At 72.2% G+C, this 16402-nt stretch carries 16 protein-coding genes; 10 read left to right on the top strand and 6 right to left on the bottom strand.

The window, feature by feature from the left end:
- Nucleotides 1-104: 104 nt before the first annotated feature.
- From R2E43_RS04730 to R2E43_RS04720, 3 genes are all read right to left on the bottom strand, one after another.
- Nucleotides 105-2447 (bottom strand): Tex family protein, encoded by a 2343-nt coding sequence (locus tag R2E43_RS04730; protein ID WP_016327854.1) that lies wholly within the window; start codon nucleotides 2445-2447, stop codon nucleotides 105-107.
- A gap of 114 nt (nucleotides 2448-2561) precedes the next feature.
- Nucleotides 2562-2693 (bottom strand): LPFR motif small protein, encoded by a 132-nt coding sequence (locus R2E43_RS04725; RefSeq protein WP_010042827.1) that lies wholly within the window; start codon nucleotides 2691-2693, stop codon nucleotides 2562-2564.
- Nucleotides 2694-2800: 107 nt separating this feature from the next.
- A complete protein-coding gene (locus R2E43_RS04720; protein ID WP_030872932.1) occupies nucleotides 2801-3670 on the bottom strand; it encodes an SCO6745 family protein in 870 nt (289 codons plus the stop codon).
- Between the two features lie 115 nt (nucleotides 3671-3785).
- Between R2E43_RS04720 and R2E43_RS04715 the strand changes: the two genes are divergently transcribed.
- Both R2E43_RS04715 and R2E43_RS04710 read left to right on the top strand, forming a co-directional pair.
- Complete coding sequence (locus R2E43_RS04715; protein ID WP_011031151.1) at nucleotides 3786-4763, top strand: GlxA family transcriptional regulator; 978 nt, start codon at nucleotides 3786-3788, stop codon at nucleotides 4761-4763.
- 49 nt (nucleotides 4764-4812) lie between these two features.
- Nucleotides 4813-5448 (top strand): DJ-1/PfpI family protein, encoded by a 636-nt coding sequence (locus R2E43_RS04710; RefSeq protein ID WP_011031152.1) that lies wholly within the window; start codon nucleotides 4813-4815, stop codon nucleotides 5446-5448.
- Here R2E43_RS04710 and R2E43_RS04705 read toward each other — a convergent pair.
- Nucleotides 5435-6190 carry an enoyl-CoA hydratase/isomerase family protein gene (locus R2E43_RS04705; protein ID WP_189285456.1) on the bottom strand — a complete coding sequence of 252 codons (756 nt, stop codon included), beginning with the start codon at nucleotides 6188-6190 and terminating at the stop codon, nucleotides 5435-5437. The genes R2E43_RS04710 and R2E43_RS04705 overlap by 14 nt on opposite strands.
- A gap of 195 nt (nucleotides 6191-6385) precedes the next feature.
- On the opposite strand from R2E43_RS04705, the gene R2E43_RS04700 reads away from it, so the two are divergent.
- Nucleotides 6386-6838 carry an ATP-binding protein gene (locus R2E43_RS04700; RefSeq protein ID WP_016327856.1) on the top strand — a complete coding sequence of 151 codons (453 nt, stop codon included), beginning with the start codon at nucleotides 6386-6388 and terminating at the stop codon, nucleotides 6836-6838.
- Between the two features lie 66 nt (nucleotides 6839-6904).
- Here the strand turns inward: R2E43_RS04700 and idi are convergent, their stop codons facing one another.
- Both idi and R2E43_RS04690 read right to left on the bottom strand, forming a co-directional pair.
- On the bottom strand, nucleotides 6905-7498 hold the full coding sequence (idi, locus tag R2E43_RS04695; protein ID WP_003972247.1) for an isopentenyl-diphosphate Delta-isomerase: 594 nt from the start codon (nucleotides 7496-7498) through the stop codon (nucleotides 6905-6907).
- 276 nt (nucleotides 7499-7774) lie between these two features.
- Nucleotides 7775-8713, bottom strand: a complete 939-nt coding sequence (locus R2E43_RS04690) for a cation diffusion facilitator family transporter (protein WP_003972246.1) — start codon at nucleotides 8711-8713, stop codon at nucleotides 7775-7777.
- A gap of 478 nt (nucleotides 8714-9191) precedes the next feature.
- On the opposite strand from R2E43_RS04690, the gene R2E43_RS04685 reads away from it, so the two are divergent.
- The 7 genes from R2E43_RS04685 (at nucleotide 9192) to R2E43_RS04655 (ending at nucleotide 16254) form a co-directional block, all read left to right on the top strand.
- The gene (locus R2E43_RS04685) at nucleotides 9192-11009 is read left to right on the top strand and encodes a DUF5941 domain-containing protein (protein WP_003972244.1); all 1818 of its coding nucleotides are present in this window, start codon (nucleotides 9192-9194) and stop codon (nucleotides 11007-11009) included.
- The gene (locus R2E43_RS04680; RefSeq protein ID WP_011031156.1) at nucleotides 11006-11758 is read left to right on the top strand and encodes a phosphocholine cytidylyltransferase family protein; all 753 of its coding nucleotides are present in this window, start codon (nucleotides 11006-11008) and stop codon (nucleotides 11756-11758) included. The genes R2E43_RS04685 and R2E43_RS04680 overlap by 4 nt, the downstream gene beginning before the upstream one ends.
- Nucleotides 11746-12807: an iron-containing alcohol dehydrogenase family protein gene (locus R2E43_RS04675; RefSeq protein WP_003972242.1), complete on the top strand. Its 1062-nt coding sequence runs from the start codon at nucleotides 11746-11748 to the stop codon at nucleotides 12805-12807. The genes R2E43_RS04680 and R2E43_RS04675 overlap by 13 nt, the downstream gene beginning before the upstream one ends.
- Entirely contained in the window at nucleotides 12785-13564 is a 780-nt protein-coding gene (locus R2E43_RS04670; protein WP_161270333.1) for a CDP-alcohol phosphatidyltransferase family protein, read from the top strand. The genes R2E43_RS04675 and R2E43_RS04670 overlap by 23 nt, the downstream gene beginning before the upstream one ends.
- 8 nt (nucleotides 13565-13572) lie before the next feature.
- On the top strand, nucleotides 13573-14445 hold the full coding sequence (locus R2E43_RS04665) for a glycosyltransferase family 2 protein (RefSeq protein WP_011031159.1): 873 nt from the start codon (nucleotides 13573-13575) through the stop codon (nucleotides 14443-14445).
- Between the two features lie 98 nt (nucleotides 14446-14543).
- Nucleotides 14544-15473, top strand: a complete 930-nt coding sequence (locus tag R2E43_RS04660; protein WP_003972239.1) for an ABC transporter permease — start codon at nucleotides 14544-14546, stop codon at nucleotides 15471-15473.
- Nucleotides 15466-16254 (top strand): ABC transporter ATP-binding protein, encoded by a 789-nt coding sequence (locus R2E43_RS04655; protein WP_003972238.1) that lies wholly within the window; start codon nucleotides 15466-15468, stop codon nucleotides 16252-16254. The genes R2E43_RS04660 and R2E43_RS04655 overlap by 8 nt, the downstream gene beginning before the upstream one ends.
- The last annotated feature ends 148 nt before the right edge of the window (nucleotides 16255-16402 follow it).

The following is a 16402-nucleotide window of genomic DNA, read 5'->3' as shown; positions in this document are numbered from 1 at the left end:
GGGCGGTGGGGGCACCTCCCGCTCCAGCGAAGCCGGGAGTGGGGGAGGCACCTCGCACCGCCGGGCTGCGCACCCACCCTCGCCCCGCCCCCGGCGCCGGGCGCCTACGCCAACCCGGCCCGCCGCAACGCGTCCGCCATCGCTCCGTTGGACGCGGCAGGCGCCGACGAAGGCCGCCCCTTACCGCCCCCGGAACCACCCTGCCGCTGCTGCCTCTGCCGGGGAGGCCTCGCCCCACGCTCCTTCTTCGGCTCCCCCTGCGGAGCGGCTTCGTCGTCCAACCGCAACGTCAACGAGATCCGCTTCCGCGGAATGTCGACGTCCATCACCTTCACCTTCACGATGTCCCCGGGCTTCACCACGTCCCGCGGATCCTTCACGAACGTCCTCGACATCGCGGACACGTGCACGAGCCCGTCCTGGTGCACACCGACGTCCACGAACGCCCCGAACGCGGCGACGTTCGTGACGACACCCTCCAGCACCATCCCGGACGACAGGTCGGAGATCTTCTCCACGCCCTCCTTGAAGGTGGCCGTCTTGAAGGCGGGCCGAGGGTCGCGCCCCGGCTTCTCCAGCTCCCGCAGAATGTCCGTGACCGTCGGCAGACCGAACGTCTCGTCCACGAACCGGTCCGGCTTCAGCGACCGCAGCACCGACGTGTTGCCGATCAGGCCGCTCACCTCCTGCCCGGCGGTCTTCACCATCCGCCGCACCACGGGGTACGCCTCCGGGTGCACGCTGGACGCGTCCAGCGGGTCGTCGCCGCCCCGGATCCGCAGGAAGCCCGCACACTGCTCGTACGCCTTGGGCCCGAGCCGGGACACCTTCTTCAGCGCGGTCCGCGAGGAGAACGGTCCGTTCGCGTCGCGGTGCGCCACGATGTTCTCCGCGAGCCCGGAGGTGATGCCGGAGACCCGGGCGAGCAACGGCGCGGAGGCCGTGTTGACGTCCACCCCCACGCCGTTCACACAGTCCTCGACCACCGCGTCCAGCGAGCGGGACAGCTTCACCTCGGAGAGGTCGTGCTGGTACTGGCCGACGCCGATCGACTTCGGGTCGATCTTCACCAGCTCGGCCAGCGGGTCCTGCAGCCGCCGGGCGATCGACACCGCGCCGCGCAGCGAGACGTCCATGTCCGGCAGCTCCTGGGAGGCGAAGGCGGAGGCCGAGTACACGGAGGCGCCCGCCTCGGACACCATCACCTTGGTCAGCTTCAACTCGGGGTGCTTGGTGATGAGCTCACCGGCGAGCTTGTCGGTCTCGCGGGAGGCCGTGCCGTTGCCGATGGCGATCAGGTCGACCGTGTGCTCCTTCGCCAGCCGCGCGAGCTTGGCGATCGCCTCGTCCCACCGGTTGGCCGGGACGTGCGGGTGGATCACGTCGGTGGCCACGACCTTGCCGGTCGCGTCGACCACGGCGACCTTCACACCGGTGCGGAAGCCGGGGTCGAGGCCGAGCGTCGCCCGGGTGCCCGCCGGTGCGGCCAGCAGCAGGTCGCGGAGGTTGGCGGCGAAGACGTTCACCGCCTCGTCCTCGGCGGCCGTGCGCAGCCGCAGCCGCAGGTCGATGCCCAGGTGCACCAGGATGCGGGTGCGCCAGGCCCAGCGGACGGTGTCGCGCAGCCACTTGTCCGCGGGCCGGCCGCGGTCCGCGATCCCGAAGCGGCTCGCGACGATCGCCTCGTACGACGACGGGCCCTCGGTGGCCTCCTCGGGCTCCAGGACGAGGTCGAGCACGTCCTCCTTCTCGCCGCGCAGCATCGCGAGCACGCGGTGCGAGGGCAGGTCGGTGAACGGCTCGGCGAAGTCGAAGTAGTCGGCGAACTTGGCGCCCGCCTCCTCCTTGCCGTCCTTGACCTTGGCCGCGAGCCGCCCGCGCGTCCACATCCGTTCGCGCAGCTCGCCGATCAGGTCGGCGTCCTCCGAGAACTTCTCCGTGAGGATCGAGCGCGCCCCGTCCAGGGCCGCCTGCGGGTCGGGCACGCCCTTGTCGGCGTCGACGAACGCGGCCGCCGCGGCCGACGGGACCGCCGACGCGTCGGCGAGCAGGCCCTCGGCCAGCGGCTCCAGACCCGCCTCGCGCGCGATCTGCGCCTTTGTCCGCCGCTTCGGCTTGAACGGCAGGTAGATGTCCTCCAGGCGCGCCTTGGTCTCCGCCGCGCGGATGCGCGCCGCCAGCTCCTCGGTGAGCTTGCCCTGCTCGCGGACCGAGTCGAGGATCGCCGCGCGCCGCTCCTCCAGCTCCCGCAGATAGCGCAGCCGCTCCTCGAGCGTGCGCAGCTGCGCGTCGTCGAGCATCTCGGTCGCTTCCTTGCGGTAGCGGGCGATGAAGGGCACCGTCGAGCCGCCGTCGAGCAGCTCGACCGCGGCCTTCACCTGCCGCTCCCGTACGCCGAGCTCGTCGGCGATCCTGCTTTCGATGGACCCTACGTCCGGTGTCGTCACGATCCCGTACCGCCTTCTCACTGAGGTTGCGCGGCAATTGTGGCAGGTGACACCGACAATCGGGGATCAGGGCGCCGTCCGGGCCGGTCGCGCGACCGACGCGAAGGGCCCGGGTCAGACCCTGCGGCTCCGGGTGGAGGACGAGGCCCCGCCGAAGAGCCGGGCCAGGGCCCGGAAGGGAAGCGTCACCACGGTGGCGATCGCTCCACCGATCTGGCGCAGAACGTCTGCGATGGCACGGAACACGTGAAGCCCCTTTCGTCTCCCGGCCGACCCGGCCGGGAGACTTACGGGTACCTCGGTCGCGGCCTCGCATGCCTGTCCGTACACTCCGTCCGAGCCCGGGCGTGTCGTCAGCGCCTGGCGAGCAGATCCGCCGGGAAGGCGCCCGCACCGAGCGCCGTTCGCGCGAAGCCCGACGCGAGTTCCGTCAGGCGCGCCACGTCCTCCGCGCCCAGGTGCGCGTACGGGGCCGTGTCCAGCCGGTCCGTCTCCCGCTCGATGCCCTCGCGCAGGGCCGTGCCCTCCTCGGTCAGCCCGCCGGCCGCGTCGACCAGCCCGCGCTCGCGCAGTCGGCCCGCGGCCGCGTCCCACTCCTCCTGGGTCCAGCCCCGGGTGGTGAAGATCCACTTCGGTGCCATGCCCTTGCCGGTCGCCGTGTGCGTCACCAGCGCTTCCAGGCCGTCCAGACCCGCGGTCATCAGCGTGGCGAGGTGACCGTCGCCGCGGTGCTCGCGCAGCAGCGTCGCCGCGTGCCAGAGCGCCAGGTGCGGCGCGTCGGGCGCCGGCAGGTCGGCGTGGGCCGAGTAGAGCGGGCGGCCACTGCGCGTGCAGCCCTCGGCGGCGCGCAGGGCCAGCTCGGCCGCCTCCGCCATCCCGGCCGACGCCACGGCCTCCTCGCCCAGCAGCCGGCGCAGCGTCGCGTCGACGGCGCGCAGCCGGGCCGCCAGGGCCTGCTCCGGCGTGACCTTCTCCCACACGGCGGGCACGTGCCGGGCGACGAGTTCGTGCTTGTAGTTGTAGAACGCCGCCGTCACGGCACCGGCGCCGACCGGACCCAGCGCGGCGGCGCGGGCCGCGAAGTTGACGGCCGGGGCCTCCGTGACCCCGAGGCCGCCCAGTTCCCGGCCCAGGTCGGGGGAGAAGTAGTGCGTCGAGTGCAGTGAGTTGAGCGCGTTGTGGCAGCGGCGGCCCGCGCGTGCGTCGATGGCGGCAGTTGTCATGCCACGCACGTTACCAACCGCTCAGTACGTTGCTTCCGGTCTGCGGGACGCATGGCAGGAAAGGAGGGGTTCTCGTCATTGCGGCCGTACGGCGGCCGGGCGAAGAATCGACGGCATGGCGCGACGAACCGGCCGAACGGGCCGAACCGTTCTGGTCCTCCTCTTCGACGGGGTCCAGAGCCTCGATGTCACCGGTCCCGTGGAGGTCTTCGCGGGCGCCGAGCAGCACACGCCGGGGACCTACCGCATCCGCACGGCGTCGCTGGACGGTGCTCCCGTGCGCACTTCCAGCGGTCTGCACCTCGTACCCGACCAGGCGCTCGGCACCGGGCCGCAGCCGGACACCCTGGTGGTCCCCGGCGGCCGGGGCACCCGCAACCCCGACCCGCGCCTGACCGAGTGGCTGCGCCGGCACGGAACGGGCGCCCGGCGCCTGGTCTCCGTCTGCACCGGGGCGATCCTGCTGGCCCGGGCGGGACTGCTGGACGGCCGCCGCGTCACCACCCACTGGGCCTACAGCGACCGGCTCGCCCGGGACCACCCGGCCGTGGAGGTGGACCCTGATCCGATCTACATCCGGGACGGGAACGTGGCCACGTCGGCCGGTGTCACCTCCGGCATCGACCTCGCGCTCGCGCTGGTGGAGGAGGACCTGGGCCGGGACGTCGCGCTGACCGTCGCCCGGCACCTGGTGGTGTTCCTGCGCCGGCCCGGGAACCAGGCCCAGTTCAGCGCCCAGCTCGCCGCCCAGACCGCCCGACGCGAGCCGCTGCGGGAGCTGCAGCACTGGATCACCGAGCACCCCGGCGACGACCTGAGCGTCGAGTCCCTCGCCGCCCGCGCCAGCCTCTCCCCGCGCCACTTCGCCCGCGCCTTCCAGGCGGAGACCGGCACGACGCCGGGCCGCTACGTCGACCGGGTCCGTCTGGAGCACGCCCGCCGGCTCCTGGAGGACACCGGCGACGGAGTCGAGGAGGTCTCCCGCGCCAGCGGCTACGGCACGCCGGAGGCCATGCGCCGTGCCTTCGTCAAGGCGCTCGGCACCTCACCGGCGGAGTACCGCCGCCGGTTCCGGCCCGCGCCGGTCTCCTGACGCACCGGGACACCCACCCGCCGCACCACCGAACCGAAAGAGGCAGCACGTGCGCACAGCCATCGTTCTCTTCGACCGCTTCACCGCCCTCGACGCCGTGGGCCCGTACGAGACCATGAGCCGCATTCCGGGCGCCGAGACCGTGTTCGTCGCCGAGCGGACCGGGCCGGTCCGCAACGACACGGGGAGCCTGGCGCTCACCGCCGACCGGACCCTGGCGGACGTGCCGGACCCGGACGTGGTCGTCGTGCCGGGCGGCCCCGGGCAGGACGCGCAGATGGGCAACGAGACCCTGCTGGACTGGCTCCGCGCCGCCGACGCCGCCAGTACCTGGACCACCTCGGTCTGCTCCGGCTCGCTGCTGCTCGCCGCCGCGGGACTGCTGAGCGGCCGCCGCGCCACCTCGCACTGGCTGGCCCTGGACCTCCTGAAGCAGTACGGCGCCGAGCCGACCGGGGAGCGCGTCGTCACCGACGGCAAGTACGTCACCGCGGCCGGCGTCTCCTCGGGCATCGACATGGGCCTCACCCTGGTCGGCCGGATCGCCGGCGACGAGCACGCCCAGGCGGTCCAGTTGCTCACCGAGTACGACCCGCAGCCGCCCTACGACGCCGGGTCCCCGGACAAGGCGCCCGCGTACCTCGTCGAGGAGTTCCGCACGCGGAACCGGTTCATCCTGAACTAGGCCCGTTCCAGCCGAATCGCGGCTGCCTGCGCTCCAGGAAGGCGGCGACCCCCTCCGCGGTGTCGCCGCTGCCCCGCGCCTGGGCGGCCCAGTGGGCGTCCCGGTCCGTGCGTCCGGCGGCGAACTCCTTCGCCGCGGCCTGCGTCAGCAGGGAACGCGACACCAGCACCCGGGTGAACTCCGCCACCCGCTTGCCGAGCCCGCCCTCCGGCAGCACCTCGTCCACCAGGCCGGTGCGCAGTGCCCGCGCGGCGTCGATCAACTCGCCGCCGAACAGCAGGTACTTCGCGGTGGCGGGCCCGGTCAGGGCCACCAGCCGCCGGGTCGCGGAGGCCGGATACACGACCCCCAGCTTGGCCGGGGTCACGCCGAACAGCGCCGTCTCCTCGGCGAACCGCAGGTCGCACGCCGCCGCCAACTGCGCCCCGCCGCCCACGCAGTGTCCCCTGATCGCCGCGAGCGTCGGTCTGGGAAACGCGGCGAGGGCCTCCTCGGCCCGCACCGCCAGACCCTGCGCCTCCTCGGCCGACTCGCGCAGGGCCGAGATGTCGGCCCCGGCGCAGAACGTCGCGCCCTCGCCGGTGAGCACCAGCGCCCGCACCCCGGGATCGGCGGCCAGGCCGTCGAGGACGCGGGGCAGCGCCCGCCACATCGCGGTCGTCATGGCGTTGCGCTTGGCCGGGTGGTGGACGACGACGGTGGCGACCGAGTCGGCGACCCGGTGCAGCAGCTGCGGCTCCATGGACCGGATGCTATCCACCGGCCTCTCCGCTTCGAGCGGCCGGGCGGGCGGGACAGGAACGGTCGCGTCTCATGCGCCAACGGTCAGAAACCGCTCGATACATGCTGACTTGTGTTCAGTCCGTGGGGGCGGCGCGGCGCGTTACCAACACTCAGGGGTGTGGTGACAATCGAGCCCAGGGGTGGCGACCGGACGATGGACGAGACCGGGCCCGCCGGGCCGCTGCCGTACGAAGGCGTCTGGCGGTTCACCGCCCCCGCCGTGGACGCCTCGGTCCCGCAGGCCCGGCACGCCGTGCGCGACCTGCTGGTGCGCCAGGGCGTGCCGGTCTCCGACGACGTGACGCAGACCCTGCTGCTGATCGTCTCGGAACTGGTCACGAACGCGGTCCGGCACGCGGCGGTGCTCTCCCCGGTGCTCGCCGTGGAGGTCGCCGTCGGGCCCGAGTGGGTGCGGGTGGCCGTGGAGGACGACCACCCCTACCGCCCTACCGCCCTGGAGACCGACCACGGCCGCACCGGTGGGCGCGGCCTGCTCCTGGTCCGCGAGACGACCCGCGAGGCGGGCGGGGCCTGCGACGTGGCCCACACCGCGAGCGGCGGCAAGGTGATCTGGGCGGCCCTGCCGCTCAAGCACGCCCCGCGCTAGACGCGGCGGGTCCGGCAGCACCCCCGGGCCCGGCAGCAGGCGGCGGGCCCGGCGCCGGGACGTCCCTCACCAGCCCGCGGACGTGCCCGTCAGTTCGCGGACGGCCGGCCGGGCCGCGTCCAGCACCGTCATGAACCACGCCGAGAAGGTGTCCTGCGCGTGCCGCTCGGTCAGCTCGGCCGGGGACACGAAGGCAGTCCCCGCCACTTCCTCCGGGTCCGGGCGCAGCTCGGCCTGCACCAGACCGACGAAGAGGTGGTTGTACTCCTGCTCGACCAGCCCGGAGGCCGGGTCGGGATGGTTGTAGCGCACCGTGCCGGCCTCGGCGAGCAGGGAGGGCGACACCCCCAGCTCCTCGAACGTCCGCCGGGCCGCCGCCGCGAACGGCGCCTCGCCGGGGTAGGGGTGACCGCAGCAGGTGTTGGACCACACGCCGGGGGAGTGGTACTTGCCCAGCGCCCGCTGCTGGATCAGCAGCCGCCCCCGCTCGTCGAAGAGGAACACGGAGAAGGCGCGGTGCAGCCGCCCCGGCGGCTGGTGCGCGGAGAGCTTCTCCGCGGTGCCGATCGTCACGCCGTTCTCGTCGACCAGTTCCAGCAAAATGGCTTCTGCGGTGCCGTTCGACGAGCTGGGCGTCGCGGTGGCAGGAGTGATCGGCATACCCATCCTTCACATCGGTCCTCGCGCCCCAAGTGTGCCGTACGAATCCGGCACTCTCGGCACTTCCCGGCACACCCGCATGTCCCGCCTGCCCGTGCGGGCACCGGGGGCGGCCGGTCGGACACCGAGCAGGGGTCCGAGGGGGCACCGTTCCCGAGGGCGCGCCCCGGGAATCGTCCGGTCCGCGTCTCCTCCAGTGGTGCGGCGGCGGAACGGAGCGTTCAGCGGCGCGTTCCGGTGCGTGCGCGCCCCCGGGCCGTCCGCCGCGTCACGGGCTCAGCGGCACAGTCGCGCCTCGTGCTCCGCGTGACCGCTGGGCTCCAGCTGGAACGTGCAGTGCTCCACGTCGAAGTGGTCGCCCAGACAGCCCTGCAACTCGTGGAGCATCTTCTCGTGGCCGATCGCGCTCAGCGCTTCGCCGTCCACCACCACGTGCGCCGACAGCACGGGCATGCCGGAGGTGATGGTCCAGGCGTGCAGGTCGTGCACGTCCTCGACCCCGTCGAGGGCCAGTATGTGGGCGCGCACCTCCGCGATGTCCACGCCCTTGGGAGCCGCCTCGAGCAGCACGTCCAGGGTCTCGCGCAGCAACCGCAAGGTTCGCGGCACGATCATCAGACCGATCAGCAGCGACGCGATCGGGTCGGCGGGCTGCCAGCCGGTGGCCAGGATCACCAGCGCCGAGACGATCACCGCCAGGGAGCCCAGCGCGTCGGCCGCCACCTCCAGGAAGGCGCCCCGCACGTTCAGGCTCTCCTTCTGGCCGCGCATCAGCAGCGACAGCGACACCATGTTCGCCACCAGACCGATCGCGCCGAAGACGACGGTCGGGCCGGCCGCGGTGTCGGCCGGCGTGACGAACCGGTCGATCGCCTCGTACAGGACGTAACCGCCGACCCCGAGCAGCAGCAGGCAGTTGGCCAGGGCGGCGAGGATCTCGGCGCGGGCGTAGCCGAAGGTGCGCCGGTCGCTCGGCGGTCGGCTCGCGAAGTGCACGGCCAGCAGGGCCATGCCGAGGCCCAGGGCATCGGTCGCCATGTGCGCGGCGTCGGCGATCAGGGCGAGGGAGTCGGCGACCAGACCGCCGACGATCTCGACGACCATGACGGTGAGGGTGATCGACAGCGCCACGCGCAGCCTGCCCCGGTACGCGGCGGTCGCCGTCCCGCCGGCGTGCCCCCCGTGCGCGTGCCCGTGGTCGTGCCCAGCCCCCATGAGAAAGCCGCCTCCTCGTGTGTACCGGCGTCCGGCGACCCGGCGCCCGGATGCCAGTCAACTACGGGTAGGGGGTATCGGGCAACGCGGCACTGAACACCGTTGTCATGTGCCCTGACCTGCGGAAACGTTTCGCAGGTCAGAGTGTTGCGAGGATGCGGAGGGTGCGGCTTCCGCCGTCAGGGGGGACCGGTCCGACGGGGCTCGTCCTGACCCTGTGCGAACAACGGCGGACACTGTGCGATGTCCGCGATGCCCGGTCTGGGGGCGCGGTTTGTCGGGCGGGCCCCGAATCCACGATGATGATCGCGGCAAAGGCGGGAGCAAGTGGCGTCGACCGACCGTCAAACGGGCGGTGAACACGGCGTTCCCGGCATCCGATACCCTCTGCCGACATGCCGCCCGGGTGCCCCAGGCACGGGCGTCCCACCATGCACAGGCCCGGCGTCCAGGCGCCGGCACCAGGGAGTGAGTTCGGTTGCCGACCGCCATCCTCACCGGTCAGCCGGTCCCGGGTTCGTCGATCGAGAGCGAGCTGCGGTCCCTGGGCTTCGACGTGCACCTCGCGGCCGGGGCCGCGGAGACCGAGACCCTCCTCGCCCGGGTCCCCGGCGAGGAGCGGGTCGCCGTCGTCGACGCTCGTTTCGTGGGCCACCCGCACGCGCTGCGCCTCGGCCTCACCGACCCCCGCTTCCCGCTCGCCGCGATCCCGGGCGCGGTGACCGCCCAGCCGGCCGCCCGCCAGACGCTGACCCGCGCGATGGCCCGCGAGAATTCCACGGGCGGCGGCACCGCCGTGGACGTCGACAGCCTCGCCGACCGGATCACCGCCGCCCTCGACGCCGACGGCGCCGGGGTGCACCGGCCCGAACTCGGCAGCCTCGTGGCCGCCGTTCCCGCCGACCCGCAGGCCCGCAACGAGGCGCGGCAGGCCGTCGCCGCCGTCGACGACGAGGCCGTACGCCTGAAGTCGGCGGTCAAGGCCCGCGACGGCTTCGTCACCACCCACTTCATCAGCCCCTACTCCCGCTACATCGCCCGCTGGTGCGCGCGCCGCGGCCTGACCCCCAACCAGGTCACCACCGCCTCGCTGATCACCGCGCTCATAGCGGCCGGCTGCGCGGCCACCGGCACCCGCGGCGGCTTCGTCGCCGCCGGCGTCCTGCTCATCGCCTCCTTCGTCCTCGACTGCACCGACGGACAGCTCGCCCGGTACTCCCTCCAGTACTCCACGCTCGGTGCCTGGCTCGACGCCACCTTCGACCGGGCCAAGGAGTACGCCTACTACGCGGGCCTCGCCCTCGGAGCGGCCCGCGGCGGCGACGACGTGTGGGCCCTGGCCCTCGGCGCGATGGTGCTCCAGACCTGCCGGCACGTCGTCGACTTCTCCTTCAACGAGGCCAATCACGACGCCTCGGCCAACACCAGCCCCACCGCCGCCCTCTCCGACAAGCTCGACAGCGTCGGCTGGACGGTGTGGCTGCGCCGCATGATCGTGCTGCCCATCGGCGAACGCTGGGCCATGATCGCCGTCCTGACCGCGCTCACCACGCCCCGGATCACCTTCTACGCGCTGCTGATCGGCTGCGCGTTCGCCGCGACGTACACCACCGCGGGCCGTGTCCTGCGCTCGCTGACCCGCAAGGCCACCCGCACCGACCGGGCCGCGAAGGCGCTGGCCGACCTGGCCGACTCCGGTCCGCTCGCCGAGGCCGGCGCCAAGGGCCTGCGCACCGCCGCCCGCCGGCTGCCCGGCTTCGCCACCCCCGCCGTCGCCCTCCTCGGCGGTGCCGCCGTCGTCGCCACCGCCGCGCTCACCGACTTCGGCGGTCCCTGGCCGCTCGTCGCCGCGCTCGGGTACGTGCTGACCTCCGCGCTCGCCGTCGCCCGCCCCCTCAAGGGCGCCCTCGACTGGCTGGTCCCCCCGTTCTTCCGGGCCGCCGAGTACCTCACCGTCCTGTTCCTGGCCGCGAAGGCCGACGTGAACGGGGCCCTTCCGGCGGCTTTCGGGCTGGTGGCCGCGGTCGCCTACCATCACTACGACACGGTCTACCGCATCCGTGGCGACGCGGGCGCACCGCCGCAGTGGCTGGTGCGGACGGTCGGGGGGCACGAGGGCCGCACGCTGGTGATCACCCTGCTGGCCGTGCTCCTTACCGCCGCACAGTTCAAGGTCGCGCTCACGGTCCTCGCCGTGGTTGTGGCACTCGTGGTGCTCGTCGAGAGCATCCGCTTCTGGGTCGCCGCCCACCAGGTCGGCGCACCCGCCGTACACGACGAAGGAGAACCCGCATGATCGGCCTCGTGCTGGCGGCCGGCGCCGGACGCCGTCTGCGCCCCTACACCGACACCCTGCCCAAGGCACTGGTCCCGGTCGGCCCCGAGGGCGCGGAGGACAGCATCACGGTCCTCGACCTGACGCTGGCGAACTTCGCCGAGGTCGGTCTGACGGAGGTCGGGATCATCGTCGGCTACCGCAAGGAGGCCGTGTACGACCGTCAGGCGGAGCTGGAGCAGAAGTACGGCGTCAAGCTCACCCTCATCGACAACGACAAGGCCGAGGAGTGGAACAACGCCTACTCCCTGTGGTGCGGCCGTGACGCCCTCAAGGACGGCGTGATCCTCGCCAACGGCGACACCGTGCACCCGGTCTCCGTCGAGAAGACCCTGCTCGCCGCCCGTGGCGACGGCAAGAAGATCATCCTCGCCCTCGACACGGTGAAGAACCTCGCCGACGAGGAGATGAAGGTCGTCGTCGACCCCGACAAGGGCGTGCAGCGCATCACCAAGCTGATGGACCCGGCCGACGCGACCGGCGAGTACATCGGCGTCACCCTCATCGAGGGCGAGGCCGCCGCGGAGCTGGCCGACGCGCTGAAGACCACCTTCGAGCGCGACCCGCAGCTCTACTACGAGGACGGCTACCAGGAGCTGGTCAACCGCGGCTTCAAGGTCGACGTGGCGCCGATCGGCGACGTCAAGTGGGTCGAGATCGACAACCACGACGACCTCGCCAAGGGCAGGGAGATCGCGTGCCAGTACTGACGAGGCTCATCCCGTCGCCGGTCGTCGTGGACATCCGCGCGGGTGCCCTCGACGACCTGGGATGCGTACTCGCCGACGAGCGCATCTCCCACTCGGGCAAGCTCGCCGTCGCCGTCAGCGGCGGCTCCGGCGCCCGGCTGCGCGACCGCGTCGCCCCGTCCCTGCCCGGCGCCGACTGGTTCGAGGTCGGCGGCGGCACCCTGGACGACGCGATCAAGCTGGCCGGCGCCATGAAGGGCGGCCACTACGACGCGGTCGTCGGCCTCGGCGGCGGCAAGATCATCGACTGCGCCAAGTTCGCGGCCGCGCGCATCGGCCTTCCGCTGGTCGCCGTGCCCACCAACCTCGCGCACGACGGGCTGTGCTCCCCGGTCGCCACCCTCGACAACGACGCGGGCCGCGGCTCCTACGGTGTGCCGAACCCGATCGCCGTCGTCATCGACCTGGACGTCATCCGCGCGGCACCGGCCCGCTTCGTACGCGCCGGCATCGGCGACGCCGTCTCCAACGTCTCCGCGATCGCGGACTGGGAGCTGGCCAACCGGGTCAAGGGCGAGAAGATCGACGGCCTGGCCGCCGCGATGGCCCGCCAGGCCGGCGAGGCCGTCCTGCGCCACCCCGGCGGCATCGGCGACAACGACTTCCTCCAGGTGCTGGCCGAGGCGCTGGTGCTCAGCGGCATCGCCATGTCGGTCTCCGGCGACTCGCGGCCCTCCTCGGGCGCCTGCCACGAGATCAACCACGCCTTCGACCTCCTCTTCCCCGAGCGCGCGGCCGCCCACGGCGAGCAGTGCGGCCTGGGCGCGGCCTTCGCGATGTACCTGCGCGGGGCCCACGAGGAGTCCGCCAACATGGCCCGGGTCCTGCGGCGGCACGGGCTGCCGGTGCTGCCCGAGGAGATCGGGTTCACTCCCGAGGAGTTCTTCCGGGCCGTGGAGTTCGCACCCCAGACGCGGCCCGGCCGCTACACGATCCTCGAGCACCTCGACCTCACCACCGACCAGATCAAGGACCTGTACGCCGACTATGTCAAGGCCATCGGTAGCTGAACTACGCCCGGTCGTCCATCCCGCGGGAGTCAAGGACCGGCGCAGCGGTGAGCACTGGGCGGGACGCCTCTACATGCGCGAGGTCTCGCTGCGGATCGACCGCTATCTGGTGAACACCAGGATCACGCCCAACCAGCTCACGTACCTGATGACCGTCTGCGGCGTGCTGGCGGCCCCGGCGCTGCTCGTGCCGGGCATCTGGGGCGCCGTGCTCGGCGTGGTCGCGGTCCAGCTGTACCTGCTCCTCGACTGCGTGGACGGCGAGATCGCGCGCTGGCGCAAGCAGTACTCGCTCGGCGGGGTCTACCTGGACCGCGTCGGCGCCTACCTGACCGACGCCGCGGTCCTGGTCGGCCTCGGCCTGCGCGCCGCCGACATCTGGGGCACCGGCCGGATCGACTGGCTGTGGGCCTTCCTCGGCACCCTGGCCGCGCTCGGCGCGATCCTGATCAAGGCGGAGACGGACCTGGTGGGCGTCGCCCGGCACCAGAACGGGATGCCGCCGGTCAAGGAGGCCGCCTCCGAGATCCGCTCCTCCGGCATGGCGCTGGCCCGCCGGGCCGCCGGTGCGCTCAAGTTCCACCGGCTGATCCTCGGCATCGAGGCGACCCTGCTGATCCTGGTCCTCGCGATCGTCGACCAGGCGCGCGGCGACCTGTTCTTCACCCGCCTCGGCACCGCCGTGCTCGCCGGCATCGCGCTGCTGCAGACCCTGCTGCACCTGGTGTCCATCCTCGCCTCCAGCAGGCTGAAGTGAGCGCGCCCGTGAAGGTCGGCGCCGTCGTCATCACGATGGGCAACCGCCCCGAGGAGCTGCGCGCCCTGCTCGACTCGGTCGCGAAGCAGGACGGCGACCCGGTCCAGGTGGTCGTGGTCGGCAACGGCTCGCCCGTCCCGGAGGTGCCCGAAGGCGTGCGCACCGTCGAGCTGCCCGAGAACCTGGGCATCCCCGGCGGCCGCAACGTCGGCATCGAGGCCTTCGGCCCCGGCGGCAGCGACGTCGACATCCTGCTCTTCCTCGACGACGACGGACTGCTCGCCCGCACCGACACCGCCGAGCTGTGCCGCGAGGCGTTCGCGGCCGACGACGAGCTGGGCATCATCAGCTTCCGCATCGCCGACCCGGACACCGGCGAGACCCAGCGCCGGCACGTCCCGCGGCTGCGCGCCTCCGACCCGATGCGCTCCTCCCGGGTCACCACCTTCCTCGGCGGCGCCAACGCGGTGCGCACCCGCGTCCTCACCCAGGTCGGCGGGCTGCCGGACGCCTTCTTCTACGCCCACGAGGAGACCGACCTGGCCTGGCGGGCCCTCGACGCGGGCTGGATGATCGACTACCGGTCCGACATGGTGCTGAACCACCCCACGACCGCGCCGTCCCGGCACGCGGTCTACCACCGCATGGTCGCCCGCAACCGCGTCTGGCTCGCCCGCCGCAACCTCCCCGCGCTGCTGGTCCCGGTCTACCTCGGCGTCTGGATGGCCCTCACGCTGCTGCGCCGGCCGTCGCGACCCGCGCTGAAGGCGTGGTTCGGCGGCTTCCGCGAGGGCTGGGCCACCCCGTGCGGTCCCCGTCGGCCCATGCGGTGGCGTACGGTGTGGCGCCTGACCCGGCTGGGCCGGCCCCCGGTGATCTGACAAGCTCGTACCCGAGAGTGTTCCGGCCCCGAACGGGGCCACCAGGTCCATGCCAGGCCCGCGAGGCCGAGCATTTTCGAAGACGAAAGTTTCCACCAGTGAGTGAGACAACGCACGACGGCACGGTCGCCATGACCAAGCCCGTGTCGCCCGACGAGGGCCTCACACCGGCCCGGCTCGCCGCCAAGTACGGGCTGTCCGTGAGCGGCGCCCGACCGAGCCTCAAGGAGTACGTCCGCCAGCTCTGGGGGCGGCGGCACTTCATCCTCGCCTTCTCCCAGGCGAAGCTGACCGCCCAGTACAGCCAGGCCAAGCTCGGCCAGCTGTGGCAGGTGGCCACGCCGCTGCTGAACGCGCTCGTCTACTTCCTGATCTTCGGCCTGATCCTCGACGCGGGCCGGGGCATGGAGAAGGACGTCTACATCCCGTTCCTGGTGACCGGTGTGTTCGTCTTCACCTTCACCCAGTCCTCGGCGATGGCGGGCGTGCGCGCCATCGCCGGCAACCTCGGGCTGGTGCGGGCGCTGCACTTCCCGCGGGCCTCGCTGCCCGTCTCCTTCGCCCTCCAGCAGCTCCAGCAGCTGCTGGCCTCGATGATCGTGCTGTTCCTGGTGGTCGTCGGCTTCGGCAGCTACCCCTCGCTGTCCTGGCTGCTGGTCCTCCCGGTGCTGGTCCTGCAGTTCCTGTTCAACACGGGTCTCGCGCTGGTCGTCGCCCGGATGGGGGCCAAGACGCCGGACCTGGCCCAGCTGATGCCGTTCATCATGCGCACCTGGATGTACGCCTCGGGCGTGATGTTCTCCATCCCGATCATGCTGAAGGACAAGCCGGACTGGATCGCCGACGTGCTCCAGTGGAACCCGGCCGCCGTCTACATGGACCTGATGCGCTTCGCGCTGATCGACGGGTACGGCTCCGAGAACCTGCCGCCGCACGTGTGGGCGGTCGCACTCGGCTGGGCCGTGGTCCTCGCCGTGGGCGGCTTCGTGTACTTCTGGAAGGCGGAGGAGAGGTACGGCCGTGGCTGAACAGCAGCAGGACCAGCGGGTGCCGACGGTCATCGCGGACGAGGTGCACATCGTCTACCGCGTCAACGGCGCCAAGACCGGCAAGGGCAGCGCGACAGCCGCCCTGAGCCGCATACTCAAGAAGGGTTCCGACGACGCGAAGCGGGGCGTGCGCAAGGTGCACGCCGTGCGCGGCGTCTCCTTCACCGCCTACCGGGGCGAGGCCATCGGCCTGATCGGCTCCAACGGCTCCGGGAAGTCGACCCTGCTGCGCGCCATCGCCGGGCTGCTGCCCGCCGAGCGCGGCAAGGTCTACACGGACGGGCAGCCCTCCCTGCTCGGCGTGAACGCGGCCCTGATGAACGACCTGACCGGCGAGCGGAACGTCATCCTCGGCGGCCTGGCCATGGGCATGTCCCGCGAGCAGATCAAGGAGCGCTACCAGGAGATCGTCGACTTCTCCGGGATCAACGAGAAGGGCGACTTCATCACCCTGCCGATGCGCACGTACTCCTCCGGCATGGCCGCCCGGCTGCGGTTCTCCATCGCCGCCGCCAAGGACCACGACGTCCTGATGATCGACGAGGCGCTGGCCACCGGCGACCGCAAGTTCCAGACCCGCTCCGAGGAGCGCATCCGGGAGCTGAAGAAGCAGGCCGGCACCATCTTCCTGGTCAGCCACAACAACAAGTCCATCCGTGACACCTGCAACCGGGTCCTGTGGCTGGAGCGCGGCGAGCTGCGCATGGACGGCCCGACCGACGAGGTGCTCAAGGAGTACGAGAAGTTCACGGGCAAGTAGCCCGACACGCCAGGGCCTCGCCGGAACTGTTCCGGCGAGGCCCCGCGTCTGCAAAGGAAGCGTCAACTCCTGGCGTTCTCAGGAATCTTGAAGTCAATCGGTGTGTTGTTGTGATGCGCTGTGCACCCCGACGCACGCCCGTGAGTTG

The organism is Streptomyces violaceoruber (genome assembly GCF_033406955.1).
GTDB lineage: Bacteria > Actinomycetota > Actinomycetes > Streptomycetales > Streptomycetaceae > Streptomyces > Streptomyces violaceoruber.
The sequence above is the reverse complement of the archived record's forward strand: the minus strand, read 5'-3'. Positions and strand labels throughout refer to the sequence as shown.